Raw genomic sequence first — 25,387 nt, forward strand, 5'->3', positions numbered from 1 at the left:
CGGACAGCTGCGGCGGGCGGTAGTTGTCCGGCTCCGCCTGTGATCTCGGGAGCATGGCCTACAGTCCGCCCGTGACGAATCACCAGGACGAGACCAGGGCGGCCTACGACGGCGTCGTCGAGCTGTACGTGTCGGTGGTCGCCGAGCGGATGGACAAGCAGCCGTTCACCCGGGCCATGATCGGCACCTTCGCCGAACTGGTGCGCGCGACCGGCAATCCACGGGTGGCCGATGTCGGCTGCGGGCCCGGGCATCTCACGGCCGCACTGCACGAACTCGGCCTGGAGGCCACCGGGTTCGATCTCTCCCCGGGCATGGTCGAGCACGCCCGGCGGGCCCACCCGGCCCTGCCCTTCCACGAGGCACGGGCGGAGTCCCTGCCGGTCGAGGACGGCGCGCTCGGCGGTGTGCTGGCCCACTACTCGACGATCCACACGCCGCCGGCGGAACTGCCGGCACTGCTCGCCGAACTGGTACGCGTCCTGGCGCCCGGCGGCCTGCTCCTGCTCTCCTTCTTCGGCACCGACGGACCGGAGCCGATCCGGTTCGACCACAAGGTGACACCCGCGTACAGCTGGCCGGTCGACCGCCTCGCCGGGCTGCTGACCGGGGCCGGGCTCGACCCCTTCGCCCGGCTGCTCCACGACCCGGTCTCGGAACGGGGCTTCCTCGACGCCCACCTGCTGGCCCGGCGTCGTTAGCGGGTGCCGGGGGGCGGGGCGCTTCACGGGCCGGGGCATTGCACCGGGGGAGTCGAGCGTCAAGCGGTCTCCCGGGCGGGGAGGGTGGCGCAGACGCGGTAGCCGCCGTCGGGTGTGGTGCCGCAGGTCAGGGTGCCGTGGAGGTTCTCGGCGCGTTCCCGCAGTCCGACCAGGCCGAGTCCGGAGCCGGGCAGCTGGAGGGCGGGCCGGGTCGGGGCCGTGTTGGTCACGGTGACCTCCAGTCCCGCTGCGGTCTCCCGGACCTCGACCGTCGCGGTCGCGCCCGGGGCGTGCTTGCGTACGTTGGTCAGCGCCTCCTGGACGATCCGGTAGACCGCCCGCTGGACGGCCGCTCCGGCGCTGTCGGGCACTCCACCGACCAGGCGGGCGTCCAGGCCGCTGCCCGTCACGAGGGCGGCGAGCTGTTCCCGGGTGGGTCGGGGGGTGGTTCCGGGGTCGGTGCTGCCGGGCGCGCGCAGCAGGGTGACCATGTGCCGCAGCTCCTCCAGGGTGGTGACGCTCAGCTTGCGGATGGTGCGCGCCGCCTCCCTCGTCCCGCTGCTGTCCGCCGCTACTTGCAGGGCACCGGCACCCACCGCGATCAGGCTCACCTGGTGGGAGACCACGTCGTGCATCTCCCGTGCCAGCTGGGCGCGTTCGCGGGCCAGGACGGCCTGGGCGTGCAGTTCGCGCTCGTGCTCCTGGGTCTCGCGGAGCTCGGCCATGTTCCGGGCGAGCTCCCGCCGGGTCCGGACCAGCTGTCCGAGGAAGACCGCTGACCATGCCATTCCCGTCAAGAAGATCATGTTGTGGACGTCGTACAGGTCCTCGGCCAGTCCTTCGTTGTCCGTCCAGCGCGCTGCAACCGACAGTAGGACCGCGCAGATGCCCGGCCCCCAGGGGCTGCGCGAGCGCTCGGACAGCGTGAACAGTGCGAACAGCATGAGCGACAAGCAGTCGGTCGGCGCCACCACCACCGTCAGGGACGCGATCACGAGCAGAAGGACCGACCATCGCCTGCGGAAGAGCACTGTCAGCGCGGCGACCGACCCCACGAGCGCACCTGGGAGATCGAGGTCGATGTATCCCTGGAGCGGGTTCAGGTTCGTCAGCCAGCTGTCGACCAGCGCGAACATCGTGAGCAGGACGTCCACAGCCCATGGCGGCAGGCACCGCCCCGCCGGTGACTGCGGTGGCCTTTCGGCGGTGCTGCCCGGGACGCTTGCCGCGCTTGCCGCGCTCACTGCGCGGCCTCGGCGGTGAGCAGGCCGCTGCGCTGTGCCCACAGGGCGGCCTGGACACGGTTGTTGACCGCGAGCTTGGCGAGGAGCGCGCTGACGTGTTCCTTGACCGCGCCCTCGCTCAGGTGCATGCTCCGGCCGATGGCGCCGTTGGTCAGGCCCTGGGCGAGGAGCACCAGGACGTCGTGTTCGCGTGCGGTGAGTGCGGCGGTGCGGGCGGCGCCGGTCTCCAGGCCGCGGTGGTGGCGCAGATAGCCCGCGACCACGGTCGGCACGATCTTGGGGGCCAGGACCACGGCTCCGTCGGCGAGCGAGCGGACGAGGGGTGCGAGGTGGTCGGGGTCGGTGTCCTTGAGCAGGTAGCCGGCGGCGCCCGAGCGCAGGGCCCGGGCGAGGTACTCGTCGGAGTCGAAGGTGGTCAGCATGGCCACCACGGGCGGGCGGTCGAGCGTCCGCAGCTCGCGCAGGAGGGTCAGTCCGTCGACGTCGGGCATCCGGATGTCGAGCAGCACCACGTCCGGAGCGTGTGCGGCCACGGCTTCCAGGGCCTGTCCGCCGGGTACCGCGGCGACGACCTCGATGTCCTCGGCGGCGTTCAGGATCAGGCCGAATCCCGACCGGATCAGTGCCTCGTCGTCGACCACCACAACTCGGATCACGCCGGCGCCCCGCCCCTGTCGTCCTGATTCCCTCGGATCCGGTCGACCGTGCCGAGCCTGCCCCGTGCGCGGCGCGATCCGCGCAGCCGCCGAAGCCAATGTAGCCCGGTCGCACCGGATACGAACCGCTGTGACGGTGGAAGGCACGGGTCGAGGCACGGGGGCGGCCGACCGGGGGTGGGGCGGTGACCGTGCGGGGGCCTGCGGCAGCCGATCGGGGGGGTGGACAGGCCGACGAACGGCTGGTCCGGGGGTGGCCGGCCGGTGGGTCCGGAGCGGCCGGTCCGGGGGCTCACAGAGCCGGGCGCCGCGGGAGAGGGTGGGTTCGCCCGCCGGTGATCCGTGCAGGCCGGCAGGACGTCCTGGACGCCCTGCCGGCCTCCGGAGCCGTCGGCGGGGGAGCAGTGGGCGGGGAAGTGGGCGGGGCGGTCGAGGGTGGGCCCGAAGACTTCCTCAAGGGCGAGTGAACCGGCGTAAGGGACGTACCACCATGGAAGACCGGCAGCACCAGCCGAAGCAGGCGGGCTCCGGCCCCGAAGACCACCTGTGGGTCGTCATGACGTGCGCGTTCCTCGCCACGTGGGGGGTGCGACGTCTGCTCGTCCTGGCACTCCCGGACGCTGGCCTCGCGGGTCTGGGAGTGCACCTCCTGGCGGCGGCGCTCGCGGGGCTGGCGGTCAGCGCCGTTGTCCGCCTGCTCCAGGTGCGCCGAGCGCGCCGACGCGGCGACACGTAGCGGGGGACGGGCCGCTCGTCCACGGCCCCTGTCCCCATGCCCGGTGGGGCGACCTTCCCTCCGTCGAAGCCCGGTTGCCGGTGCGGTGCCTCGACCTGCGCGCTTTTCGGGAGTTGTTGACACCCGCGCTCGGCGGGCACTAAAACTCACACTGTACAGATTGAGCATGTGCCGCCGTTCCCGTGCTTCACCTCGCCCCGAAAGAGGGCTGCTTCGCCATGTCCGTACTGACCTCCCGCCCGCCGACGGTCACCGGTCGGCCCCGCCGCGGCTCCCGTTTCAGCTGGACCGTGATGCTGCTGCTGTCGGTGGCGATCACCGGCTGGTCCGTAGGCCAGTACGCGGCCGGCAGCCTCCAGGACCTCGCCGCCGACAAGGTCGGCCTCGCGTCGACGTACGCGGACCGGCCGTTCGCGGTCCAGGTCGCCTTCTACGTCCACATCGTCACGGCCGGAACCGCCCTGGCGGTCGGTCCGTTCCAGTTCGTCCGCGCGATCCGCCGCCGCTTCCCCCGCGTGCACCGCTGGATCGGGCGCGGCTACGTGGCCGCCGTCGGCCTCGGGTCGGTGGCGGCGCTGGTGATGTCGTGCTTCAACTCCGTGGCGTTCGCCGGGTTCTTCGGCTTCGGCAGCCTCGCCGTGCTCTGGGGATGGACCACCTACCGCGGCTACCGGGCCGCCCGGGAGGGCGACTTCGCCGCCCACGAGGCCTGGATGATACGCAGCTTCGCCCTGACCTTCGCGGCGCCGACGCTGCGGCTCTGGTTCGGCGTGCTGATCCTGGTGCAGGTCCTGGCCGGCGGTCCCGTCGGGGGAGACGTGGACCGGATGGTCAGCCAGGCGTACGCCGCGGTGCCGTTCCTGTGCTGGCTGCCCAACCTCGTCGTCGCCGAGCTGATGGTCCGCCGCCGCGACCTCCCGGGCCTGCGGTTCGTCGTGCCGTAGGCCCCCTCCTCCGGATCCCGGGCGCGAGTGGCCGCCCGGGATCCTTCCGTGCCAGGATCCCTGCATGACCCAGCCGACCCGCCGCACCCGCACGACCCGCACCACCTACCACCACGGCGACCTGCGGGCGGCGCTGATCGGAGCGGGCATCGAACTGGCCCGCACCGGTGGGCCGGAGGCGGTGGTCCTGCGCGAGGTCGCCCGCCTCGTCGGGGTCGCGCCCAACTCCGCGTACGGTCACTTCAGGACCCTGGCCGAGCTGAAGGCGGCGGTGGCCGAGCAGGCCCTGTGCGAGCTGGGGGCGGCCATGGCGGCGCAGGTCGCCTCCGTCCCGGAGCCGTCGGACCCGCGCGAGGCGGCGGTGTCCCACCTGCGCGAGGTCGGCCGCGCGTACGTGCAGTTCGCGCTCGACGAGCCGGGGCTGTTCCGGACCGCCATGGACGGCAACCCCTCGGGTGTGGGAACGCCGGGGACGCCCGGCCACGAGCCGGCCCCCGACCCCGAGGGCCGCCCGCAGCCGGACGCCATTCTCCTGGCGGCCCTCGACCGGCTGACCGACGCGGGCTGTCTGCCGCCGGAGGAGACCGCGGCGGCGGTGGTGGCCAGTTGGGCCACCGTGCACGGGCTCGCGACCATACTGGTCAACCTGCAGCCCGACCTCCCGCCCGCCGAGCGGACGGCGGCGATCGACAACGGCCTGCGCGTCCTGCTGCTGGGCATCACGGCGCTGGGCGAATGACCGGGGAGCCCGAGCACTCGGTCGGTCCCCGCCCGGAACCCTGGTCGGACACCGCTCCGGTCCACGGAGATCTCGTCGCGGCGAAGGCGCTCGTCTACGACCGCTGCGGATTCGCCTGCTCGCAGCCGGTCCCCGAGGCCGAGAGTGCCGAGTACGCCGCCCACGAGTTCACCCTCGACGGCCTCGCCGTCCGGTTCCGCGCCGCCAGGACGACCCCCACCAAGGTCGGCCAGTTCGTCACCGTCTGGAAGCGGTCCCCGGCCGGGCCGATCCGGCCCTTCGATGTCACGGACCCCGTCGACCTCTTTGTCATCAGCACTCGCGAGGAGGACCGCTTCGGCCAGTTCGTCCTCCCCGTGGACGCGCTCCGCCGGCACGACGTCGTATCGGCGAACGGCGCGGGTGGGAAGCGGGCCTTTCGCGTCTACCCGCCCTGGGTGACGCCCGCCAGCCGCCAGGCCGACCGTACGCAGGCGTGGCAGCTGGGCTTCTTCCTGCACCTGCCCCGGGGCGGGCCGGTCGACCTGGCCCGCGCCCGGGAGCTCTACCACCCGTAGGACGGCGCCGGCTGTCGGACTTCCACTGGGCGCCTGCGACGTCAACCGAGCCGATCGGTCCCGCGTCCTCCTGGCTCCGGGAGGGCGGACAGCACGGCCGCGGCGGCCCGGTCGAAGGGCGCGACACTGCCCGCCGCCCGGCAGAGGACGTGGGCGCCTTCGAGGGTGACGACCATGAGGGTGGCCAGGTCGGCGGCCTCGGACGCACTCATCCCGGCCCGGGTGAGCTTCCCGGTGAGCTCGCCGACCCAGCCGGCGAATCCCTCGGCCGCGACCGCGAGCAGGCCGCCCTGGTCGGCGATGGCCGCACCGCCGTCGATGGTGACCGCCGCGACCGCGCAGCCGCCGCCCCCGGCGGACGCCTCCACCACGGGGCGGACGTTGCCGAGGAACGCCTCCACCACCTCGCGCGGTGTGCGGTCCGGCAGTTCGCGCAGGTGGGCGCGGACGTCCGCCGCGTTCTGGCGGGCGGCTTCGAGCGCGAGCTGCTGCTTGCCGCCGGGGAAGTGGTGATAGATCGCCCCGCGCGCGGCCCCGCTCACGGCCAGGACCTCGGTGAAGGACATCGCGGCCAGGCCGTGGCGCTGCAGCAGCCCGATCGCCGCGCCGATCATGCGGGACTTGGTGTCCGCGGCCATCTCTACCCCCTTGACTAGTACGCGCATCCTACTCCAAGCTCATGCCACTAGGACGCACGTACTAGTGAGGTGGCCGAACAGGCCCCGAAGCCGGAGGTTCGTGATGGGCAAGACCTTTCTCTACACCGAGATCCAGGCGGCAGTTCCGTTCGACCGCTTCGACTGGCAGCAGGTCAACGAGGCGCTGAAGACCGCACCGGGCCTGATCCGCAAGACCTGGCTGTCCGGCGTCGGCACCCACTCCATCGGCGGCTTCTACGAGTTCGACACCGCCGAGAACGCCCTCGCCTTCGCCCAGGGCCCCTTCGCCGAGGAGGCCCGCCGGGCCGGAGCCCCGGCGACGACCCGGCTCTTCGACGGCGAGGTGGTCAGGGAGGCGAGCGTCGACCTGGACTCGCCCTACTACGGCTGACGGCCCGGCGGCCGACCCACCCCGCGCAGGAAGTCGGCCCCTCCGACTTCCTGCGCGCCTGCCCCAGGCACGGGGCCGCCCGGTGTTCCCGGAAACGCCGGAGCCGTGGCTGCTGGGCGTGGTGCAACGGCGGCTCACCGGGAGGGACGCGGTCCCCTTCGCCGACCAGTGGCGGCAGCACCGGCTCTCAATGATGTGATGGCCCCGTGACCAGCTCTCCCATCCACGACGACGAACCCCCCGAGCACCGGCGCTACGCCCAGTACCTGCTGGCCCTGGAAAGCGTCGCCGAGGCGGAGGAGGCCGGGCTGCTGGCCGCCGTCCTTCGTGACGAGGACCGGTCCATGGCCGAGGCGGCGGTGAACCAGCACCTCGAACGCCGGGCCGCCGAGCAGCTGACCGGCCCCGGGTTCCCGGCCTGGGCGGCCCTGACGGCCGAGGTCGTCGGCGAGCGGGCGTTCCTCGTCCGCCGCCTGCGCGAGTGGACCCTGCTCCGTTCCCTGGCCCTGGACGAGCCCTGGAGCGAGGAGGAACTGCTGACCGCCTCCGACTGGTTCCAGCGCACGGTCGTCACCACCCGACTCGTCACGTCCCCCGCCGCTCTCGGCCTCCTCGCCGAGCGGGGACGCACCCGCCGCGTCCGCAACGCCGCGAGCCGTCGCGGCTGATGGCCGCAGGGGGCTTGAGTCTCCCCTCGGGGGAGACGCCAGAGTAGGGGCATGGACGGCGACACGCTCTTCACCATCGGCGACCTGGCCCGGCGGACCGGGCTCACGGTCAAGACCATTCGGTTCTACGCCGATTGCGGGCTCGTGCCGCCGACCGACCGCAGCCCGGCCGGCTACCGGCTCTACGACGTCGCCGCGCTCGCCCGCCTCGACCTGGTGCGCACCCTGCGCGAACTCGGCCTCGAACTCGCCGTCGTCCGGCGGGTGCTGGACCGGGAGGTCACGGTGCCCGAGGTCGCGGCCGCGCACGCCGACGCCCTGGAGGTGCAGATCCGCATCCTCCGCCTGCGGCGCGCGGTGCTGCGCGCGGTGGCCGAACGCGGTTCCACTCCCGAGGAAATGGACCTCATGCACAAGCTCGCCAAGCTCTCCGACGACGAACGCCGACGCCTGATCACCGACTTCGTCGACGACACCTTCGGCGGCCTCGACGCCAACGCCGAGTTCGTCGACCTGCTCCGCTCGGCCGCGCCCGAACTCCCCGACGACCCCGAGCCCGAGCAGGTCCACGCCTGGGTGGAACTCGCCGAACTCGCCCAGGACCCCGACTTCCGCGCCGCCGTCCGCCGCATGGCCGAGTACCAGGCGGCCGAACGCGCCGAAGGCGACCGCACCGGCCTGCACCACGACCTCACCGAGGCCGTCCGCGACGCCGTCGGGGGCGCCCTCGACGCCGGCATCGCGCCCGCCTCGCCCGAGGCGGCGGCCGTTGTCGACACCCTGACCGCCCGCTACGCGCAGACCTTCGGCCGCGCCGACGACGCGGACCTGCGCCACTGGCTGCTGGCCCGCCTGGAGATCGCCGGCGACCCGCGAACCGAGCGCTACTGGCACCTGCTGTCCGTCGTCAACGGGTGGCCCGTTCCGCCCAGCCTGGCACCGGTGTTCGGCTGGTTCACGGCCGCCCTGCGGGCCCGCAGCGCTCAGTAGCCCCGCTGCTCTGCGCAGGACGTCGGGTGGGCCGACCTCCTGCGCAGAGCGCAGCCGTTTGGCTCTCACGGGGGAGGGGCCTCGTCCACGTGGACGAGGCCCCTCCGCCGGTCGTACTGCGACCGTGGAGGCATGTCGATCAAGAGCGGTACGGGCACGCGGTGGGGGTACGCGGTCGCGGTGTGGGGGGTGCTGTTCGCGATACCCAGCTTCCTCTGGGCGATGGGGAGCACCTTCGGCGCGCGGTCGACGGTGGCGCCGGAACTGGTGCGGCTCGCCCAGGACCGGGTGCCGTGGTTCCTGGCCGTCCTGTGGGTGACGGGCTTCCTCAAGCTCGCCGGGGCGGCGATCGGTCTCGGCCTGACGCGCCTCCGCGGCCGCCTGGCCGGCCGCTCCCTGGCGTTCTGCGGCGGCGGCGCGGCGGTCCTGCTCGTCTGGCACGGCGGCCTCTTCGTCGTCCACGGCCTCCTCGTCGAGACCGGCGCCGCGGCGGTGGACCCTGATCTGGCCGGGCTCACCCGCTGGTACCTCTACCTGTGGGGCCCGTGGTTCATCGCCGGCGGCCTCGCCTTCGCCGCCGCGACCTCCGCCCACCTCCGCCCCGTCGGCCGCCGCTTCGCCGCCACCGGCGCCCTCGGCGCCCTCCTCCTCTCCCTGGCCTCCATGGCCACCGGCCTCGGCTGAGACGTCGCGCGGGAAGTCGGCCCCGCCGACTTCCCGCTCCGCGGCCCGGACGGCTACCGGTGCCAGCCGGTCCAACGCCCGGCGGAATCCCGGGTGTTGTACCAGGTATTCGTGTTCGTGTCGTACACCTTCAGCGTCAGGGAGGAGTCGCTGATCTCGTGGATCGTCACCCAGTCCCGTCCCACGCGCCCGCCGAGCGACTGCCACTGCGTGCCGTAGTAGACCCACACGGCGTAGTCCGCCCCGACGGCGAAGACATGGGTGAGGCCGTTGATCGAGACCCGGGGCATGAAGGCGTTGAACCTGTCCCCGCAGGGGAACACGCCTCCCCCTTCGGGAATGAGCGGCTCGATCCTGACGCCGCTCGTGTTGCACTTCAGGTGGCGGTACGCCGTCAGTTCCACGTTGCCGGCATGGGCCGTGCCCGCCGTTCCGACGGCGCTCCCCAGCATCGTGGCGGCGACCACGGCCGCCGACGCGAGTGTCCTGCCGCGCTTCTTCACCTTCATTGCCGACCTCCTGATCGAGTGGGACGACGAGAGCATCACCCCCGGCCGGGTGCCCCGTCATGCGGAACCGGTGAGTAGCGACCTGACGACCGGTCGTTCATGCCTGAAAGGGCGCTCCGGAGCGACCTGATCGCTCCAACTCGGCGGCACGGCAGTGGAGTCGGCTCTCCCCTGCGGATCCGCAGCGGCTCGGGAGGCGAGCAGTTCGCGGACCGCCTCGCTGACCTCGGGCAGGCCGCCGGGATCGGCCCGCCAGCAGCTCCTCGTGATGGTCGCCGATCCTCCCGACCACGCGAGCGCACCGAGCGGCCCACTCCGGATCCCGCTCACGATGCGGGACCGGGAGCAGGCCCGGCGCCCTCCAGGGAAAGTCGGCCCGCCCGATTTCCTGAACGTCGCACCCGATTTCTCGCCCGCGGGGATCGGCCTGCCCCGGACCGTCCTCCGAGCCGGCGGCGCGCTGCACGGCCTGCTGCACGACCCGCCGGACGATATCCGGGCCGGCGGTCGCTGGGACGACGGTGTGACTGCTCCGAGTCGGGGTTCCGCCGATCGGTGGACGGCGGCGGCGTGCGTGGGTGTCGTCCGGCCGGGTTCAGGTGGGGGCTGGTAGCTCTACGGCCATGTCCCACCACCTCAGCGGACCGAACCTCCGCTCCCCGCGCGGCGACGCGCGGCTCGACCTCACGGACCTGTTCGCCTTCCCGGCCGCCGGGGGCCCCGGGCGGACGGTCCTGATCATGAACGTCAATCCCTACGCGCCCACGGGCGGCACGGAGTTCCACCCGGAGGCCGTCTACCGGATCAACATCGACAGCGACGGCGACCACCAGGCCGACGTCGCCTACTCGTTCACCTTCTCCGCGCCCGTCGGCGGTGCCCAGGGCATGACCGTGCGCCGGGCCACCGGGGAGGTCGCGCGCAAGCACGAGGCGGGCGGGGAGGTGCTGTTCGCCGATGTGCCGGTGGTCTTCGGCACCACTCCGGCTGTCGTCGAGGCCGACGGGCGCAAGGTCTCCGTCGGGTTGCGCAGCGATCCGTTCTTCGCCGACCTCGAAGGGATCGTCAACGAGTTCACCTGGACCGGCAAGGACGCCATGGCCGAGGCGAACGTCTTCGGTATCGCCCTCGAGGTGCCGGACGCGGACCTCGGGCCGGAGCCGGGGATCGGGGTGTGGGCGCGGGTCAGTCTGCACCAGGACGGGCAGTTGATCTCCGTCGACCGGGGCGCCCACCCCTCCCTCACCGCGTACTTCAACGCGGAGGAGGTCAAGGACGCGTACAACGCCGGTGAGCCGGCCGACGACTGGGAGAAGTACCGGGAGCCGTGGACGGCCGTCCTCCAGCACACCGGCGACTACACCACCGACGCCGCCACCGAGACGCTGAAGATCGTCCTGCCCGACATCCTCCGCTACGACCGCGCCCGGCCGGCCATCTACCCCAACGGCCGCACGCTCACCGACGACGTGACCTCCGCGCGGCTCGCGATGGTCTCCGGCGGGAAGATCACCAGCGACCACATCCCCCCGCACACCGACCTGCTTCCCGACTTCCCCCACCTCGGCCACCCCCACCCCGTCCCCCCGGCGGGTTAGGCGCAGCGGTCCGGTGGACGCCCGGTGTCCGTCCGGGCCGAGGTGCCGGCCGGACGGACGACCGGGCCCGCTGTGCGGTGCGCACCCTGCGGCACGCCAGGAGCCAGGAGTCAGGAGCAGGATCAGGGGGTGACGGGGACGCCGTCGGCCGGGAGGTAGTTCACGTCGCCGGGGAAGAAGAACTGCGCACCGTGCGCGAGGCTGGACTTCGCGCTGAGGCAGATCTTCAGCTGGGTGAGCGCGAACGGCATGCCGCCGACCCAGTAGTTGATGTTGTACGCGGCCATGCACTGGCCGCTCCGGACGAGCTGCGGCTCGGTGGCGTTCGGCGGGACCGTCGTGAAGCCGGGGCCGGGGGCCTGGACGCGGATGGGTCCGGGCAGGGAGGGATCCTGCGGGCCCTGCGCGGCCTGCGCGGTTCCGGCGGTCAGGGCCAGCAGCGGGGCCAGCACGGCCGCGGTGGCCACCGCGGCGGCCAGTCGGCGAGGACTCATGGGACGAGGCTCCTTCGGGAGACGGAATCGCCGGCGTCCGGCACCCGTTCGGTGCCCGACGCCGTGGACCGAATCCTCGCGGCCCCGGCCGGTGCGGCGGTATCCCAGGTTCCTGGGTGGAACCCCCGCCCGGCCGGGCGGCGACGGGCCCTCGGCTCAGGCCACCTTGACGAGCTTGAAGCTGGTGTAGGCGTGGCCGCTGTAGATCTCGGTGGCCGGCCCCAGCCAGGCCTTCCCGGAGGTCTTGTGGGCGACGGTGCGACTGGACTGGTCCTCCAGCTTGAAGCCGTCCTCGCCGGAGACGATCTTCCAGGCCGTCGCGCAGCCGTCGGCCTTGCCCAGCTTGATGCCCTTGTCCACCGAGCACCAGGTGTCGTAGCCGGGCCAGTTGGAGCTCTCGGACCGGACGGTGTAGCCCGAGCCCTTCGACTCCAGGACGACGGCGGTGCCGTTGCTGTTCGCGTCGTTCGTCAGCAGCGCCCAGTCGTTGTTGTTGTTCACCTCGAAGGTCACACCGCGGTTCCCGTGGTTGGTGGCGATCAAGTAGTAGGACACGCCCGTCTCGATGGCCTCCTCCGGCGCGGTGGCGTGGCCGGCGGGGGAGGTGAGGCCGAGCAGCGCGGCGGCGGCGAGCGCGGCGACCCAGGCGGTGCGGGGGGAGCGGGAGGCGGGGGAGGAGTTCGGCATGACTCGTCTCCAGAAGGATCGTGTACATCGGAATTCGATGCCGAGGAGAAGAGTCGCAGACGACCGGGTCCGTGGCTGCGGCCCGGAGCACGTTTCACTCGATGAGGGGAACGAGGTTTCGCCGTTGCCCCACCGCCCCCGGCCGGGGCGGTGGAGCAACGGCGGGAAGCGTTAGAGGAACCGCACCTGCGGCGGGTTGCCCTTGGAGATCGACACCGTCCCCTGCTGGAACTGGACGTCGCAGCCGTGGGTCAGGATCCCGCCCTCCTTGGTGGCCGAGAAGCTGCCGGTCTGGAAGGAGACCGTCAGGCCCCGCTCCATGCCCACCCACTGCTTGAACTCGTTGATCGCGGAGTAGATGATCCGGTCCGGCAGCGTGACGAACATCCGCGTGCCGTCGTGGCTCAGCTTCATCCCGCCGCCGACGGAGAGCATCCCCCGCACCCGCGCCTCGCCGGAGACCAGGGCCAGGCCGGTGTTCAGCTCGTTGAGCTCGGCCTTGCCGGCGGTGACGGTGCCGAGGTCGTGGCCGCCGTCGCGGAGGACGCGCAGGCCCTCGGCGGGGAACTCGATCCAGCCGTCCGAGGTGGAACGGCCTTGGACCCACTTGGTGTTGATGCCGTCGACGTCGGCCTTGTCGGCGTGGACGGTGCCCCAGGACTGTCCTCCGTCCTTGCGGATGTCGATGCCGTCCTGGGGGAAGCCGATCCAGCCGTGGCCGGCGTCGCGGTCGCCGACCCACTTGGTGTTCAGGCCGTTGAGGTCCGCCTTGTCGGCGATGACGGTGCCGAGGTCGTGTCCGCCGTCGCGCAGGACCCGGACGCCCTCGGCGGGGAACTCGATCCAGCCGTCCGAAGTGCTGCGTCCCTGGACCCACTTGGTGTTGATGCCGTCGACGTCGGCCTTGTCGGCGTGGACGGTGCCCCAGGACTGTCCTCCGTCCTTGCGGATGTCGATGCCGTCCTGCGGGAAGCCGATCCAGCCCTTCCCGGCGTCGCGGTCGCCGACCCACCTGGTGTTGACGCCCTCGACGTCCACCTTGTCGGCGGTCAGGGCGCCGAGGTCCTGGTTGCCGTCCTTGTGGAGGGTGGCGCCGGGCTGGGTGAACTCGATCCAGCCGCTGCCGGCGTCCCGGCTGCCGGCCCACTTGGTGTTGACACCCTCGACGTCGGCGCGGGCGGCCGTGAGGACACCGGGGGTGCTGTCGTGGCCGTGGTAGACGTTGACGCCCTGGTCCGGGAAGGTGATCCAGCCCGCGCTGTCGGTGCGGCCCTGCACCACCCGGGTGGTCACGTTGTCCACGTCGGCCTTGTCGGCCGTGATCCGGCCCAGGTCCCCGGCCGGGTTGCGGACGTCCACGCCGTCCGCGGTCGGGGTCAGCCGGCCCTTGTTCGCGACGCCCTCCACCCACAGGGTGCGGGTCCCGCTCGCGAACTCGGGGATCACCGCGTGCACGGTGGTGGTGAGGAAGTACCCGCGCTGCTGCCCGCCGCCGGCCGCCTTCGCGACCAGGGTGTAGGTGGTGCCGCGCTTGGGGGCGGCGGTGGTCCAGGAGTACTCCTGGTGGGCCGGGGCGGCCCCCGGCACCGCCGGTTCGCTGCGGACCTCGGCGCCGGTCTGGTCGAGGATCGCGTAGTCCAGGCTGTTGGGGCCGTCCCAGCGGAGCACCAGCTGCTCGCCCGCGTCGACGTCCAGCAGCGACTTGTCCGCGCGGAAGTTGCGCGGGACCCGGGGCGTCTGCTTCGCCAGCCCGAGGTAGGTGGTGTAGTGGTCCTGCCGCATGGCGAGGTTGTCGTCCCCGCCGCCGGCCCGCTCGCGGATCTCCAGCAGGCTCAGGCCCGCGCCCTCGGCCACCGGGATGTTCTCCAGCTTCAGCACCAGCGCGCCGTGGGCGTCCAGGAGCGCGAACTGCCGGGTGGACGGCTGCGTCTGGGAGAGCCGGGCCCGGAAGCAGTCGTGGGCGGCGTCCCAGGTGAACTCCAGCGCGTCGTCCCAGGGGTTGTTGTACGTCCGCTCGACGGTGGCGGTGACCGTCGCGGGGGTGTCGGTCAGGTTCGAGGACTGGGCGAGCAGCGGCAGCGCCACGTCGATGTAGTCCCACTCCACCTGGGCCTGGTGGGTGTTGGAGACGATCAGGTAGACCGTCCCCACGGAGGGCTCGTTCGGGAGGGAGGCTTGGAGCGATGTCGGATCCGCGACGATTTCGTAGTGCAGCAAGGACGGCACGGTAGAGGACTCCCTGGCTCGGCGTTTCACGCGGTGCGCTCGTGCGCGCGGGTTGACGGCGGAACGGGTGCCTACGGACGTCTCGACCGTAGGCACCGCCCCGCCGTCCGGGTGCCGCGATTGCCGGGAGCTGGCCCGAACCGGCCGCCCTCTGGCCGGAACGGATGCGTGAACTCCGGTAAAACAAAAGGGAGTTGATGGAGGTGAGGAGCCGGTGTCGCGGGTGCTCAGGGAGACAGCGGCTTGGCCAGCACCAGTTCGCGGGAGACCCCGTCCGGGAGCAGGTCGCCCGGCTCGCCGGTGTCGGTGAAGCCGACGCGCTCGTAGAGGGCGATGGCGTGGGGGTTGTGCGGCATCACGGCGAGGCGCAGGGTGGCGAAGCCCTGCCCGGCCGCCCACCCCTCGATCTCGGCGATCAGCCGGGCGCCGACACCCCGGCCGCGCGCCTTCGGGCCGACCCACATCGAGATCAGCTCCGCGTGCCCGTCCTCCGGCACCCCGGTGGCCATCGCGGCGGGCTCGCCGTCCACGAGGGCGACGAGGTCCAGGGCGCCGGGGATCTCCAGCCGGGAGCGCCAGCGCTCCTCCCGGTCGCCCTCGCCCTGCCAGGCGGCGAGGGTGGAGCCGAAGGCGTACGGCGCCTCGGCGAGGGCGGCGAGGCGCAGCTCGCGGAAGAGCGGCCAGTCCTCGGGGGTCAGTGCGCGGAGTTCGATCATGCCCGTGACCATGCCTTCTGTCGGCCCGGGATGACAAACGGATTACCGGCTGCCGGTGGGACCGCCGGGCGTCGGTGCCGCCGGGTGCAGGAGTCCCGGTTGCGGGGGAGGGGCGGCGGTCCGACGGTCGGTGGGGAGGCGGCGCCCGCCGGCTCCCTTCCTGGAGGTGCCCGATGTCCTTGCCGTTCCCCGAGCGCCGGCGCCTGGCGGCCGTGCTGTGTGTCCCGCTGTTCGCCCTCGCGGCGCTGATGGCGGTGTCGGCCCCGGCGCGGGCGGACGCCGCGGCAAGGCCCGTGGCGGAGCACCGGGCGCTGGTCAACCTCGGCACCGTGAAGTGGTTCAACGCCGAGAAGGGGTACGGCTTCATCGCGCCGGCCGACGGGGGGCAGGACGTCTTCGTCCACTACTCGGACATCATCGGGGTCGGGTACCGGACCCTGACCGAGGGGCAGCTCGTCGAGTACCAGCTCGTGCAGGGACCGAAGGGGCCGCAGGCCGTCAACGTTCTCCCGCTGCCGCTCTGACCGGCGGGGCCTCCGCGGTTCACCCCGCGAGCGGCGGGTTCAGCCGGGCGAAGGCCTCCTGCCGGCGGTACGGGAAGTAGGGGTACGGCGCGGTGCGGGCGCTCGCCGCGTCCAGCCGGGCGACCTGCTCCGCGGTCAGCTCCCAGCCGACCGCGCCGAGGTTCTGGCGCAGCTGCTCCTCGTTGCGGGCGCCGATGATGACGGACGAGACGGTGGGGCGGCGCAGCAGCCAGTTGATCGCCACCTGGGGGACGGTGCGCCCGGTCTCGGCGGCGATCGCGTCCAGCGCGTCGACCACGTCGTACAGCAGCTCGTCCTCCACCGGCGGGCCGTAGTCGGCGGTGTCGTGGAGGCGGCTGCCGGGCGGGACCGGGGTGCCCCGACGGATCCTCCCGGTGAGGCGGCCCCAGCCGAGCGGGCTCCACACCAGCGCGCCGACGCCCTGGTCCTGGCCGAGCGGCATCAGCTCCCACTCGTAGTCGCGGCCGACGAGGGAGTAGTAGACCTGGTGGGCGACGTAGCGGGGGCGGGCGTCGCGGTCGGCGGCGGCGAGCGACTTCATCAGCTGCCAGCCGGAGAAGTTGGACACGCCGGTGTAGCGGACCTTGCCGGCCCGGACCAGTTCGTCCAAGGCGCCGAGCACCTCCTCGACGGGGGTGGCGGCGTCGAAGGCGTGCAGTTGGAAGAGGTCGAGGTGGTCGGTGCCGAGGCGGCGCAGGGCGGCGTCGACGGCGGTGGTGAGGCGGGCGCGGGAGGTGCCGGCGTCGTTGGGGCCGTCGCCGGTGGGCAGGCCGGCCTTGGTGGAGATCAGCACCTGGTCGCGGCGGCCCTTGATCGCCCGGCCGAGGACCTCCTCGGAGGCGCCGTCGGAGTAGACGTCGGCGGTGTCGAAGAGGGTGACGCCGGCGTCGATGGCGATGTCCAGCAGGCGGCGGGCCTCGGTCTCGTCGGTGGTGCCCCAGGCGCCGAACAGCGGGCCGCGGCCGCCGAAGGTGCCGGTGCCGAGGGAGAGTGCGGGGACGGTGAGGCCGGACGCGCCGAGGCGGCGGTACTCCATGAGAGGTGTTCCCTTCGCTAACGGTACTGCTGTTCCGTTAAGATGGCTCGACCCTAGCACCCTCGCGCTCGCTAATGGAACAGGAATCCCGTTAATGACTTCACCGAGTACCGCGGGGGCTTCGGGCCTGCAGCGCCCCGGCGGCCGGACCGCCCGCGTCCGGACCGCCGTCCTCGGGGCCACCGAGGACGCCCTGGTCGAGGTCGGCTTCGCCGGACTCGACCTCGGCGACGTCGCCCGCCGCGCCGAGGTCGGCCGCACCACCGTCTACCGGCGCTGGGGCTCGGTCGGCGCGCTGCTCGCCGACCTGCTCACCGACATGGCCGAGCAGTCCCTGCCGCGCGCCCGCACCGGCTCCCTCGCCGAGGACCTCCGCGCCAACGCCCGCCTCGTCGCCCGCACCCTCGCCGACCCGCGGCAGGGCGCCCTCTTCCGCGCCGTCCTGGTCGCCGCCACCTGCGACCCGGACGCCGCCGAGGCCCTGCACCGCTTCTACCGCGCCCGGGTGGAGGAGTGGGCGCCGTGCGTCACCGAAGCCGTCGACCGCGGCGAACTCCCGCCCGGCACCGACCCCCACGAGGTCGTCCGCGCCGTCTCCGCCCCCCTCTACTACCGCATGCTCACCACCCCCGACCCGGTCGACGAGACCACCGCCGACCGCGCCGCCGCAGCCGCCCTCGCCGCCGCCCACGCCGGCGCCTTCCGGCGCCCGACGCGCTAGTCGGCCGGGCTGCCGGGGCCGGCGGGTTCGTTGAGCGGGGCGGTGTGCTGTTCGATGAAGGCGCGGGCCTGGTCGGGGGTGAGGGGGCGGGCGAAGAGGTAGCCCTGGCCGAGGGGGCAGCCCATGGCGGCGAGCAGGTCGCGCTGGTCGGGGTGCTCGATGCCCTCGGCGATGACCTGGACGCCGAGGGTGTCGGCGATCCTCGTGATGCCCTCCACCAGGGCGTACTGCTGCTTGGAGAGGCTGAGGCCGTCGATGAAGGACTTGTCGATCTTCAGGATCGAGATCGGGAACTCCCGCAGGTAGGAGAGCGAGGAGTAGCCGGTGCCGAAGTCGTCGATGGCGATGCCGACGCCGAGGTCGCCCAGGGTGCGCATATCGGTGTGGACGCGGTCGTCCCGGCGCATCAGGACGGACTCGGTGAGCTCCAGGACCAGCGACTGCGGCGGGATCCCGGAGGAGCGGACGGCTTCGCGCACCACGTCCACGAAGCCCGCGTCGCGGAACTGGCGGGCCGAGACGTTGACGTTGACCCGCAGCGGCGGCAGGCCGACGGCGGCGCGGGCGGCCGAGCTGGCGGCGTGCCAGGCGGCCGTCTCCTGGGCGGCGCGCTCCAGCACCCAGGCGCCGAGCGGCACGATCTGGCCGCTCTCCTCGGCGAGGGCGATGAACTCGTCCGGCAGCACCATGCCGCGCCGGTCGTGCGGCCAGCGCACCAGCGCCTCGAAGGCCACCAGCGCCCCCGAGGCCAGGTCGACGATCGGCTGGTAGTACAGCCGGAACGCCGCCTCGGCGATCGCCGTGTCCAGGTTCTCGTTCAGCTCGTGCCGCGCCACCAGGCCGGCCTGCAAGGACGGCTGGTAGTGGCACCACTGGCGCTTGCCCGCCGACTTCGCCGAGTACAGGGCCAGGTCGGCGTGGCTCAGCAGCTCGGTGGCGTCGACGCTGTCCTCCGTCGTCGCCACCCCGATGCTGGCCGACACCCGCACCGCGCCCGCGCTCAGCCGGAACGGCTCGGCGAACGCCGCCAGCACGCCGTCCGCGAGCGCCCCGACATCGGCCGGCGCCAGGGCGTCCTCCACCAGCACCGCGAACTCGTCACCGCCCAGGCGCGCCGCCGTGTCCGAGGTGCGCAGCGCCGTCGACACCCGCAGCGAGACGGCGATCAGCAGCTCGTCCCCGACCGCGTGCCCCTGGGTGTCGTTGACCATCTTGAAGTCGTCCAGGTCGATGAAGAGCACCCCGGTGACGGCGCCGCTGCGCTCGCCCCGGGAGAGCGCGTGGCCGACCCGGTCCAGGAACAGCACCCGGTTGGCCAGGCCGGTCAGCGAGTCGTGGAAGGCCCGGTGGGTGAGTTCGCGCTCCATCTGCCGCTGCTCGGTGACGTCGCGCAGGGTGAGCACCAGCCCGCCCACGGTCGGATCGGCCCGCAGGTCGTTGGCGTGCACCTCGACCTCGATCGGGGTGCCGTCGGCGCGCAGCAGCCGCCAGTGGTCGCGCTGGGCGTCCAGCCCGGAACGGCCCGGGCGGGAGGCGGAGAGGGTGGTGTCCCGGCTGCGCATCCGGGCCAGCGCCTTGCCGACCGACCGGCTGTCCTCGGTCGGGACGAGGTCGGTGATCAGGGAGCCGGAGAGGTTCGGGTAGCCGAGGACCCGTTCGGCGGAGGAGCCCGAGGCGTAGCGGACGGAGTCGTCGCCGTTGAGGATCAGGATGACGTCGCTGGCGCTCTGCACCAGGGTGCGGAAGTAGGCCTCGCTGTCCCGCCGGGTGATCTCCTGGCTCAGCATGACGCGCTCGACGGCGAACGCGGCCTGGCCGGCCAGGATCTCCAGTGAGCCCCAGAGGCTGGTCAGCTCCTGCTCGGTGCCGGTGACGATGAGGGCGCCGATCAGCGGGTCCCCGGACGGGCGCTCGGCCAGGGTGAGCGGGCACAGCAGGGCGCTGGGCATGCCGTCCAGCCGGGTGGCGAGGTCGTTGCCGATGTCCTCGACGGACATCAGCCTGGTCTCCCGGTAGGCGGCGAGGGCGAGCACCTCGTCGGAGTCGTGCTCGGCGCCGAGCAGGTGGCGGCCGGCGCCGCGCTCGGCGTGCCGCACGTGCAGGACGCCGCCCTCGGTGACGGCGAGCAGCGCGACATGGCCGGGCTCGGTGGGCATCAGGGTGGAGGCGGCGGCCTGGACGGCGTCGGCGACCTCCTCGACGGTGACGGCCGAGGTGAGGGCGGAGCCGGCGACCCGCAGCGCGCGTTCCCTGGCGACGGCCTGGCGGCGGGCGCGCACCACGACGGCCAGCCGGGCGAGCACGAGCAGGTAGATCAGGGCGGAGAAGGCGCCGATCACCCCGGCGTTGCTGGTGTTGCCCGCGCCGGCCTCGATGATCAGGATGGTCGGCGCGATCAGTGAGGCGACCGTGAGCAGCGCCAGCCGGGCGGGGCTGAGGTCCGGTTGCTGACTGGGGATGGGCCTGGTCAGCTCGACCATGGACGGGTGCAGGGCGGCCGCGCCCCAGGCGGTGTAGAAGGCGGCCCAGCCGAAGTCCACGGGGGTGCCGATGTGCCAGTTGCCGTGCAGCACGATCAGCCCGTAGGCGATGTCGGAGACCAGCAGGCCGACGGTGCCGACGGCGAGCAGCTGGAGCGATCGGCTGACGCCGCCCCGCGGTACGACCAGACGGAGCAACAGGGCCAGCACCACGACGTCGCCCAGTGGGTAGCCGATCGAGACGGCCTTCTGGAACCAGTCGAGGTCGGGGTTCCGCGCGTAGGGGAGGATCAGGTAGATCCAGACCAGCAGCGCCAGGCCCATGGTGAGGATCAGCGCGTCCAGCAGGCTGGCCCGGTCCTGATGCGCGGTCCGCCAGCGGATGAAGCCCAACACGCCTGCCGCGTACAGCAGGTACTCGGCGAGGTAGAAGCCGTCGGCGATGGACGGGAAGGGGCTGCCCAGGTGCAGGAACTGCATCTGGATGACCTGGACCACCTCGCCCGCCGTGAAACTGAGGTTGGCGAGCGCGAGCAGGTACCAGTAGCGGGCGTGCGAGGGGTGGTTGAGGCGGACGCCGACCACGATGGCGGCGACGCCGCCCAGGCCGATGCCCGTCCACCAGATGATCCGCTGGGAGGGATTGGCGTAGTAGATGCCGGTGAACAGCACCATCCACGCCAGGTAACAGGCCATCAGGCGTTGGCGCCGACGTGTCAACGAGCTACCTCCTCCGCGACATCACCCCGTCCTCCCGCGGTGACGGGTGGTGGGATTTCCGGGCAGGGGCTCGCGAGCGTCCGGGCCGGACCGGGGTGGTCCGGTCGAACGTTCGAAATGGGCCTTGAGTGCGTATAGTCGGAAATGTCGCACCTCCCAGCATTCTGCCGCTACAGCACGAGGTCAAGCCGGTGGATGAAGCAGCGGACAGCGCACGGGGAGTACGTGCCGGAGTGGACTCCGGACGTCACGCCGTGCTGGTCAACGAGGACGGTCAGTATACGATCTGGCCCGGGGACTTCACGGTTCCGAGCGGTTGGCGGACGGTCTTCGGGCCCGCCGGGCGTGCGGAGTGCCGTGGGTACGTCGAGCGCGAGTGGCGCGAGCCGGGGCTCGGCCTGGGCCCGGGCGGCCCCGGCGGGGCCGTCGCCCCTCGTGCCGGTGGCGCCGGTGGCGCCGGCCGGACGGGTCCCCCGGACACCGTGCACGGGCTGGTCCGGGCCCGCGCGGCGGACGATCCGGACGCCGTCGCGGTGGTCACCGACGAGGAGACGCTCACCTACCGTGACCTGGACACCCGCAGTGACCGGCTGGCGGGTGTGCTGCGCGGTCTGGGCGTCGGCCCGGAGCGGATCGTCCCGGTCTGCCTGGAGCGCGGCGCGGACCTGGTGACGGCCCTGCTCGGCGTGCTCAAGGCGGGCGGCGCCTTCCTGCCGCTGGACCCGGCGCACCCGCGGCGGCGGCTGGCCCGGCTGGTCGAGGACTGCGGGGCGGACGTGGTGGTCTCCGCGGACGGGCGGACCTTCCCGGGGGTGCGGGCGGTGGCGCCCGACGGGCGCACCGACGCGACCGTCGACCCGAGCGCCGACCCGAGTACCGACCCGAGCGCCGACGCGACCGTCGACCCGAGCGCCGACGCTGCGCCGGGCGAGGACCCGGCCGGCCCGGACGACCTCGCCTACCTGATCTACACCTCGGGGACCACCGGCACCCCCAAGGGCGTGCCGGTCACCCACCGCGCGCTGGTCTTCACCCTGGAGCGGGTGGTCGGCGCCTACGGGCTCACCGCGCGCGACCGCGTCCTCCAACTGGCCGCACTCGGCTTCGACACCTCGCTGGAGCAGGTCTTCGCGACCCTGGCCGCGGGGGCCACCCTGGTGCTCGGCGGTGCCCGCACCTGGGCGCCCACCGAGCTGGCCCACCGGATGCGCGAGCTGCGGCTGACCGTCGCCGACCTCACTCCCGCGTACTGGCACCACCTGCTCGGCCTGTTCCCGCCCGGCGGGCCCGCGCCGGAGGGACTGCGGCTGATCATCGTGGGCGGCGACACCGTGCATGCCGACGACTGCCGGGCCTGCCTGGAGCGGCTGCCGGGGGTCCGGCTGGTCAACGCCTACGGAGTGACCGAGGCGGCCGTCACCTCCACGCTCTGCGAACTCACGCCGGAGGCCCTGGAGCCCGGGGCGCAGCACGCCGGACCCGGCCATCCGTCCGCCGCGCCGGTCCCGATCGGGCGGCCGCTGCCAGGCGTGCGGCTGCACCTGCTCGACGCCCGGCTCAGCCCCGTGCCGCCCGGCGAGAAGGGCGAGATCCACCTCGGCGGCCCCGGCCTGGCCCGCGGCTACTGGCGGGCGCCCGGGCTGACCGCCGAAACGTTCCTGCCCGACCCGTACGCGCCCGAGCCCGGCGAGCGCATGTACCGCACCGGCGACGCCGGCCGCTGGCGGGCGGACGGCAACCTGGAGATCCTCGGCCGCTTCGACGACCAGCTGAAGGTCCGCGGCCACCGGGTCGACCCCGCCGAGGTGGAGTCCGTGCTCGCCGCCCACCCCGACGTCCGGCAGGCCCGGGTCGCCGCCGACGGCAGCGCCGACGGCAGCCGCGTCCTCATCGCCTACTACACGCTCACCGAACGCGCCGCGTCCGGACCGCACGCCCGGCGCGGACGGATCCGCGCCTACCTGGCCGAACGGCTGCCGGACTTCATGGTCCCGGCGGACTTCGTGCTCCTCGACAGCATGCCGCTCACCCCGGCCGGGAAGATCGACCGCCGCCGGCTGCCCGACGCCCGGCCGCAGCTGCAGCGGCGGGACGGCCAGGAGCCGGCCGGGGGCGGCGACCCGACCGGCGCGCGCCGGGCCGGAGCCGCACGCGGGGCCCCTTCCCCGAACGGCACCGCCCCGAACAGCTCGGCCCCGATCGGCGCGGCCCCGGCCGGGGGCACCGTCACCGCCGTCGAGGCGGGCGTCGCCCAGCTGTGGTCCGAACTCCTCGGCGTCGAGGAGGTCGGACCGGACGACGACTTCTTCGACCTCGGCGGCAACTCCCTGCTCGCCATGGAGATGCTCGCCCGCGCCCGGATCATGTTCGGCATCGACGTCACCCGGATCCGCTTCCTCACCCGTTCGCTGCTGCGCGACGCCACCCTGCGGGCCTTCGCCGCCGACACCCTCGCCGCCCGCACCGGCGGCGCGGCCCGGGCCGACGGTTCCGCGCGGGGACAGGACCCCGCGGGCGCCGGCGGCGAGGCCGCCGTCGACTGGGCCGCCGAAGCCCGCCTGGACACTCCCGTCCGGCAGTCCTGGAGCCCCGCGCCGTCCCGCGCCGAACCCACCGAGATCCTCCTCACCGGCGCCACCGGCTTCTGCGGCGCCCACCTGCTCGACGCCCTGCTGCACACCACCGCCGCCCGCATCCACTGCCTGGTCCGCGCCCCCGACGAGGAACACGCCCTGGAACGCCTCCGCGCCGCCCAGCAGCGCTTCCTCCGCCAGGACCTCGCCGACCGCCGCGTCGTCCCGCTCGTCGGCGACCTCGCCGAACCCCTGCTCGGCCTCACCCAGCAGCGCTTCGAACACCTGGCCGGCACCCTGGACGCCATCCACCACCTCGGCGGCCTGGTCAACTTCATCTACCCCTACCACCAGCTGCGCGCCGCCAACGTGGACGGCACCCGCGAGATCGTCCGGCTCGCCGGGCACTCGCGCGGCATCCCCGTCCACTACCTGTCCACCCTCGCCGTGGTCGCGGGCTTCGGCGCGGCGGGCATCCCCGAGGTCACCGAACGGACCCCGCTCGACCACGCCGACCGGCTCGCCGTCGGCTACGTCGAGAGCAAATGGGTCGCCGAACAGCTCCTCCACCACGCCGCCGAGGCCGGGCTGCCGGTCACCGTGCTGCGCACCAACGACGTCACCGGCGACCTCCGCACCGGCGTGATGAACACCGGCACCGAGATGTGCGCGCTGATCAAGTACATGGCCGAGAGCGGGAGTTGCCCGGACGTCCGGCTGCCGCTCGACTTCGTCCCGGCCGACCGGTTCAGCCGCGCGATCTGCCACATCGTCACCCACGCGCCCGCCATCGGCGAGGTCTACCACCTCACCTCGCCCACCCCGGCCGGCCTCCCCGAACTCGCCGAACGGCTGCGCGCCCGGGGCCACCCCGTCGACGAAGTCCCCTACGAGCAGTGGGTGCAGGGCCTGGTCCGGTTCGCCGCCGGGCACCCCACCCACCCGATGACGCCGTTCGTGCCGCTCTTCGTCGACCGGGTGCCCGGCACCGAACTGTCCATCAGCGAGATGTACTTCCGCCCCACCTTCCCGCGCTTCGACCGGGCCAACACCGAACACGCCCTGGCCGGCAGCGGAGTGGTGCTGCCCGCCGTCGACGGCGGCCTGCTGGACTTCTACCTCGACCGGCTGACGGCGGAGGGCTTCCTCTCCCCGCCGCTCGGCACCTCGCCGCTCGGGGCGGTGCGATGACCGCCACCGCTCCCGAGGAGCTCTTCGCGGCGGTGGACGTCGCCCGAGCCCCCGCCGACGGACCGGCGGCGTTCGGCGGCGACCTCGCGCCCGGCACCCTGCTCGCCGCCTACCGGCACGGGCTGTTCCCGCTCCCGGCCGCCGACGCCTACGCGAGCGCCTTCAGCGAGGCCCGCTACGAGGAGGAGGTGGCGGCCGGCCGGATCGCCCTGCTGCCGGGGCCCGGGCAGGCCGACCCGTACGCGCTCGCCTGGTGGTCGCCCGACCCCCGCCCCGTTCTCGCCGCCGACGGCGTGCGGCTCGGCCGCAAGCTCTCCCGTCTGCTGCGCAACCGGCTGGACTGGTCGACCACCGCCGACGCGGCCTTCGAGCAGGTGCTCGCGGCCTGCGCCGAGGGCCGCGAGCCCCCTTGGCTCACCCGGGACCTTCGGGAGGCGCTGACCGCCCTGCACCGGCTGGGCGCGGCCCACAGCGTCGAGGTGTGGGAGGAGGGGGAGCTGATCGGAGGGGTGTTCGGGATCGCGGCCGGGCCGGTGCTCAGCCTGGACTCGATGTTCCACCGCCGCCCGGACGCGGCCCGGGTCGCGGTCGCCGACCTCGCCGCGCGCTTCGCCGCCGTCGGCGGCCGGCTGCTCGACGCCCAGTGGGACTCCCCGCACGTGCGCTCCCTCGGGGCCGCCCCGCTGCCCCGGTCCCGCTACCTCGCCGCGCTCGCCGCCGGGCCCGAGCCGGGGTCGCCGCTGGACACCTCCCGGCTCCCGGCGGTCCGCCTGGCCCCCGCGAAGCCCCGCCCGCCGTGGCCGCCCGGGCACCGGCACGGGCACCGTCCCGCCGCGAGCGCCGACCGCGGCTGACCGGCCGGGGCGCGGTGACCGGCCGGTGCGCGGCGAACCTGCCGACGTGCGACGGCCCGGCGGGGCGC

Annotated in this window: 25 protein-coding genes; 15 read left to right on the forward strand and 10 right to left on the reverse strand. The window is 73.4% G+C overall.

What is annotated here, in order from left to right:
* Positions 1-71: 71 nt before the first annotated feature.
* A complete protein-coding gene (locus tag ACW14Y_RS30910; RefSeq protein ID WP_456984163.1) occupies positions 72-701 on the forward strand; it encodes a class I SAM-dependent methyltransferase in 630 nt (209 codons plus the stop codon).
* A 59-nt stretch (positions 702-760) separates the two neighbouring features.
* Here ACW14Y_RS30910 and ACW14Y_RS30915 read toward each other — a convergent pair whose 3' ends face one another.
* Positions 761-1,855, reverse strand: coding sequence for a sensor histidine kinase (locus ACW14Y_RS30915; protein WP_456984164.1), 1,095 nt, complete (start codon positions 1,853-1,855; stop codon positions 761-763).
* A gap of 86 nt (positions 1,856-1,941) precedes the next feature.
* Positions 1,942-2,601, reverse strand: a complete 660-nt coding sequence (locus ACW14Y_RS30920; RefSeq protein WP_456984166.1) for a response regulator — start codon at positions 2,599-2,601, stop codon at positions 1,942-1,944.
* 335 nt (positions 2,602-2,936) lie between these two features.
* On the opposite strand from ACW14Y_RS30920, the gene ACW14Y_RS30925 reads away from it, so the two are divergent.
* The 5 genes from ACW14Y_RS30925 (at position 2,937) to ACW14Y_RS30945 (ending at position 5,577) form a co-directional block, all read left to right on the forward strand.
* Positions 2,937-3,068 carry a hypothetical protein gene (locus ACW14Y_RS30925; protein WP_380312036.1) on the forward strand — a complete coding sequence of 44 codons (132 nt, stop codon included), beginning with the start codon at positions 2,937-2,939 and terminating at the stop codon, positions 3,066-3,068.
* Positions 3,069-3,091: 23 nt separating this feature from the next.
* Positions 3,092-3,337: a hypothetical protein gene (locus ACW14Y_RS30930; protein WP_456984168.1), complete on the forward strand. Its 246-nt coding sequence runs from the start codon at positions 3,092-3,094 to the stop codon at positions 3,335-3,337.
* A 218-nt stretch (positions 3,338-3,555) separates the two neighbouring features.
* Positions 3,556-4,281 (forward strand): DUF2306 domain-containing protein, encoded by a 726-nt coding sequence (locus tag ACW14Y_RS30935; RefSeq protein WP_456984170.1) that lies wholly within the window; start codon positions 3,556-3,558, stop codon positions 4,279-4,281.
* 64 nt (positions 4,282-4,345) lie between these two features.
* Entirely contained in the window at positions 4,346-5,020 is a 675-nt protein-coding gene (locus ACW14Y_RS30940) for a TetR/AcrR family transcriptional regulator (RefSeq protein ID WP_380312029.1), read from the forward strand.
* The gene (locus tag ACW14Y_RS30945) at positions 5,017-5,577 is read left to right on the forward strand and encodes a MepB family protein (RefSeq protein WP_456984172.1); all 561 of its coding nucleotides are present in this window, start codon (positions 5,017-5,019) and stop codon (positions 5,575-5,577) included. The genes ACW14Y_RS30940 and ACW14Y_RS30945 overlap by 4 nt, the downstream gene beginning before the upstream one ends.
* A 41-nt stretch (positions 5,578-5,618) precedes the next feature.
* On the opposite strand, the gene ACW14Y_RS30950 is transcribed toward ACW14Y_RS30945, so the two are convergent.
* Positions 5,619-6,215 carry a TetR/AcrR family transcriptional regulator gene (locus ACW14Y_RS30950; RefSeq protein ID WP_380387131.1) on the reverse strand — a complete coding sequence of 199 codons (597 nt, stop codon included), beginning with the start codon at positions 6,213-6,215 and terminating at the stop codon, positions 5,619-5,621.
* 103 nt (positions 6,216-6,318) lie between these two features.
* Here ACW14Y_RS30950 and ACW14Y_RS30955 point away from each other — a divergent pair, with 103 nt between their 5' ends.
* The 4 genes from ACW14Y_RS30955 to ACW14Y_RS30970 all read left to right on the forward strand — a co-directional run bounded on the left by ACW14Y_RS30955 (position 6,319) and on the right by ACW14Y_RS30970 (position 8,969).
* Complete coding sequence (locus ACW14Y_RS30955; RefSeq protein ID WP_456984175.1) at positions 6,319-6,627, forward strand: hypothetical protein; 309 nt, start codon at positions 6,319-6,321, stop codon at positions 6,625-6,627.
* A 206-nt stretch (positions 6,628-6,833) separates the two neighbouring features.
* Positions 6,834-7,295, forward strand: coding sequence for a hypothetical protein (locus tag ACW14Y_RS30960; protein WP_380312020.1), 462 nt, complete (start codon positions 6,834-6,836; stop codon positions 7,293-7,295).
* 51 nt (positions 7,296-7,346) lie between these two features.
* Positions 7,347-8,285, forward strand: a complete 939-nt coding sequence (locus ACW14Y_RS30965; RefSeq protein ID WP_456984177.1) for a MerR family transcriptional regulator — start codon at positions 7,347-7,349, stop codon at positions 8,283-8,285.
* A gap of 132 nt (positions 8,286-8,417) precedes the next feature.
* A complete protein-coding gene (locus tag ACW14Y_RS30970; RefSeq protein WP_456984179.1) occupies positions 8,418-8,969 on the forward strand; it encodes a DUF3995 domain-containing protein in 552 nt (183 codons plus the stop codon).
* A gap of 53 nt (positions 8,970-9,022) precedes the next feature.
* Here ACW14Y_RS30970 and ACW14Y_RS30975 read toward each other — a convergent pair whose 3' ends face one another.
* Positions 9,023-9,478, reverse strand: a complete 456-nt coding sequence (locus ACW14Y_RS30975) for a hypothetical protein (RefSeq protein ID WP_380308747.1) — start codon at positions 9,476-9,478, stop codon at positions 9,023-9,025.
* Between the two features lie 623 nt (positions 9,479-10,101).
* On the opposite strand from ACW14Y_RS30975, the gene ACW14Y_RS30980 reads away from it, so the two are divergent.
* Complete coding sequence (locus tag ACW14Y_RS30980; RefSeq protein ID WP_456984181.1) at positions 10,102-11,076, forward strand: DUF4331 family protein; 975 nt, start codon at positions 10,102-10,104, stop codon at positions 11,074-11,076.
* 122 nt (positions 11,077-11,198) lie between these two features.
* On the opposite strand, the gene ACW14Y_RS30985 is transcribed toward ACW14Y_RS30980, so the two are convergent.
* The 4 genes from ACW14Y_RS30985 to ACW14Y_RS31000 all read right to left on the reverse strand — a co-directional run bounded on the left by ACW14Y_RS30985 (position 11,199) and on the right by ACW14Y_RS31000 (position 15,199).
* A complete protein-coding gene (locus ACW14Y_RS30985) occupies positions 11,199-11,570 on the reverse strand; it encodes a hypothetical protein (protein ID WP_380439359.1) in 372 nt (123 codons plus the stop codon).
* Positions 11,571-11,726: 156 nt separating this feature from the next.
* Positions 11,727-12,257, reverse strand: coding sequence for a hypothetical protein (locus ACW14Y_RS30990; RefSeq protein ID WP_380439361.1), 531 nt, complete (start codon positions 12,255-12,257; stop codon positions 11,727-11,729).
* A gap of 171 nt (positions 12,258-12,428) precedes the next feature.
* Positions 12,429-14,474 (reverse strand): hypothetical protein, encoded by a 2,046-nt coding sequence (locus ACW14Y_RS30995; protein ID WP_456984183.1) that lies wholly within the window; start codon positions 14,472-14,474, stop codon positions 12,429-12,431.
* Positions 14,475-14,710: 236 nt separating this feature from the next.
* Complete coding sequence (locus ACW14Y_RS31000; RefSeq protein ID WP_456984185.1) at positions 14,711-15,199, reverse strand: N-acetyltransferase family protein; 489 nt, start codon at positions 15,197-15,199, stop codon at positions 14,711-14,713.
* A 311-nt stretch (positions 15,200-15,510) separates the two neighbouring features.
* Between ACW14Y_RS31000 and ACW14Y_RS31005 the strand changes: the two genes are divergently transcribed.
* Positions 15,511-15,723, forward strand: a complete 213-nt coding sequence (locus tag ACW14Y_RS31005; RefSeq protein ID WP_266315798.1) for a cold-shock protein — start codon at positions 15,511-15,513, stop codon at positions 15,721-15,723.
* 19 nt (positions 15,724-15,742) lie between these two features.
* Here the strand turns inward: ACW14Y_RS31005 and ACW14Y_RS31010 are convergent, their stop codons facing one another.
* Positions 15,743-16,780, reverse strand: coding sequence for an aldo/keto reductase (locus ACW14Y_RS31010; protein ID WP_380439367.1), 1,038 nt, complete (start codon positions 16,778-16,780; stop codon positions 15,743-15,745).
* Positions 16,781-16,874: 94 nt separating this feature from the next.
* Between ACW14Y_RS31010 and ACW14Y_RS31015 the strand changes: the two genes are divergently transcribed.
* On the forward strand, positions 16,875-17,501 hold the full coding sequence (locus ACW14Y_RS31015; RefSeq protein ID WP_380439369.1) for a TetR/AcrR family transcriptional regulator: 627 nt from the start codon (positions 16,875-16,877) through the stop codon (positions 17,499-17,501).
* Here ACW14Y_RS31015 and ACW14Y_RS31020 read toward each other — a convergent pair.
* Positions 17,498-20,701 (reverse strand): putative bifunctional diguanylate cyclase/phosphodiesterase, encoded by a 3,204-nt coding sequence (locus ACW14Y_RS31020; protein WP_456984188.1) that lies wholly within the window; start codon positions 20,699-20,701, stop codon positions 17,498-17,500. The genes ACW14Y_RS31015 and ACW14Y_RS31020 overlap by 4 nt on opposite strands.
* Before the next feature lie 233 nt (positions 20,702-20,934).
* On the opposite strand from ACW14Y_RS31020, the gene ACW14Y_RS31025 reads away from it, so the two are divergent.
* Entirely contained in the window at positions 20,935-24,465 is a 3,531-nt protein-coding gene (locus ACW14Y_RS31025) for an amino acid adenylation domain-containing protein (RefSeq protein WP_456984190.1), read from the forward strand.
* Positions 24,462-25,319 carry a leucyl/phenylalanyl-tRNA--protein transferase gene (locus ACW14Y_RS31030; protein ID WP_456984192.1) on the forward strand — a complete coding sequence of 286 codons (858 nt, stop codon included), beginning with the start codon at positions 24,462-24,464 and terminating at the stop codon, positions 25,317-25,319. The genes ACW14Y_RS31025 and ACW14Y_RS31030 overlap by 4 nt, the downstream gene beginning before the upstream one ends.
* The last annotated feature ends 68 nt before the right edge of the window (positions 25,320-25,387 follow it).

It is taken from the genome of Kitasatospora sp. cg17-2 (genome assembly GCF_054031055.1).

Bases quoted from the DNA above. Each gene is read 5' to 3' on its own strand.
- ACW14Y_RS30930 (WP_456984168.1), top strand. From the start codon at position 3,092: ATGGAAGACCGGCAGCACCAGCCGAAGCAGGCGGGCTCCGGCCCCGAA.
- ACW14Y_RS30935 (WP_456984170.1), top strand. From the start codon at position 3,556: ATGTCCGTACTGACCTCCCGCCCGCCGACGGTCACCGGTCGGCCCCGC.
- ACW14Y_RS30940 (WP_380312029.1), top strand. From the start codon at position 4,346: ATGACCCAGCCGACCCGCCGCACCCGCACGACCCGCACCACCTACCAC.
- ACW14Y_RS30945 (WP_456984172.1), top strand. From the start codon at position 5,017: ATGACCGGGGAGCCCGAGCACTCGGTCGGTCCCCGCCCGGAACCCTGG.
- ACW14Y_RS30950 (WP_380387131.1), bottom strand. From the start codon at position 6,215: ATGGCCGCGGACACCAAGTCCCGCATGATCGGCGCGGCGATCGGGCTG.
- ACW14Y_RS30955 (WP_456984175.1), top strand. From the start codon at position 6,319: ATGGGCAAGACCTTTCTCTACACCGAGATCCAGGCGGCAGTTCCGTTC.
- ACW14Y_RS30965 (WP_456984177.1), top strand. From the start codon at position 7,347: ATGGACGGCGACACGCTCTTCACCATCGGCGACCTGGCCCGGCGGACC.
- ACW14Y_RS30970 (WP_456984179.1), top strand. From the start codon at position 8,418: ATGTCGATCAAGAGCGGTACGGGCACGCGGTGGGGGTACGCGGTCGCG.
- ACW14Y_RS30975 (WP_380308747.1), bottom strand. From the start codon at position 9,478: ATGAAGGTGAAGAAGCGCGGCAGGACACTCGCGTCGGCGGCCGTGGTC.
- ACW14Y_RS30980 (WP_456984181.1), top strand. From the start codon at position 10,102: ATGTCCCACCACCTCAGCGGACCGAACCTCCGCTCCCCGCGCGGCGAC.
- ACW14Y_RS30985 (WP_380439359.1), bottom strand. From the start codon at position 11,570: ATGAGTCCTCGCCGACTGGCCGCCGCGGTGGCCACCGCGGCCGTGCTG.
- ACW14Y_RS30990 (WP_380439361.1), bottom strand. From the start codon at position 12,257: ATGCCGAACTCCTCCCCCGCCTCCCGCTCCCCCCGCACCGCCTGGGTC.
- ACW14Y_RS31000 (WP_456984185.1), bottom strand. From the start codon at position 15,199: ATGATCGAACTCCGCGCACTGACCCCCGAGGACTGGCCGCTCTTCCGC.
- ACW14Y_RS31010 (WP_380439367.1), bottom strand. From the start codon at position 16,780: ATGGAGTACCGCCGCCTCGGCGCGTCCGGCCTCACCGTCCCCGCACTC.
- ACW14Y_RS31015 (WP_380439369.1), top strand. From the start codon at position 16,875: ATGACTTCACCGAGTACCGCGGGGGCTTCGGGCCTGCAGCGCCCCGGC.
- ACW14Y_RS31030 (WP_456984192.1), top strand. From the start codon at position 24,462: ATGACCGCCACCGCTCCCGAGGAGCTCTTCGCGGCGGTGGACGTCGCC.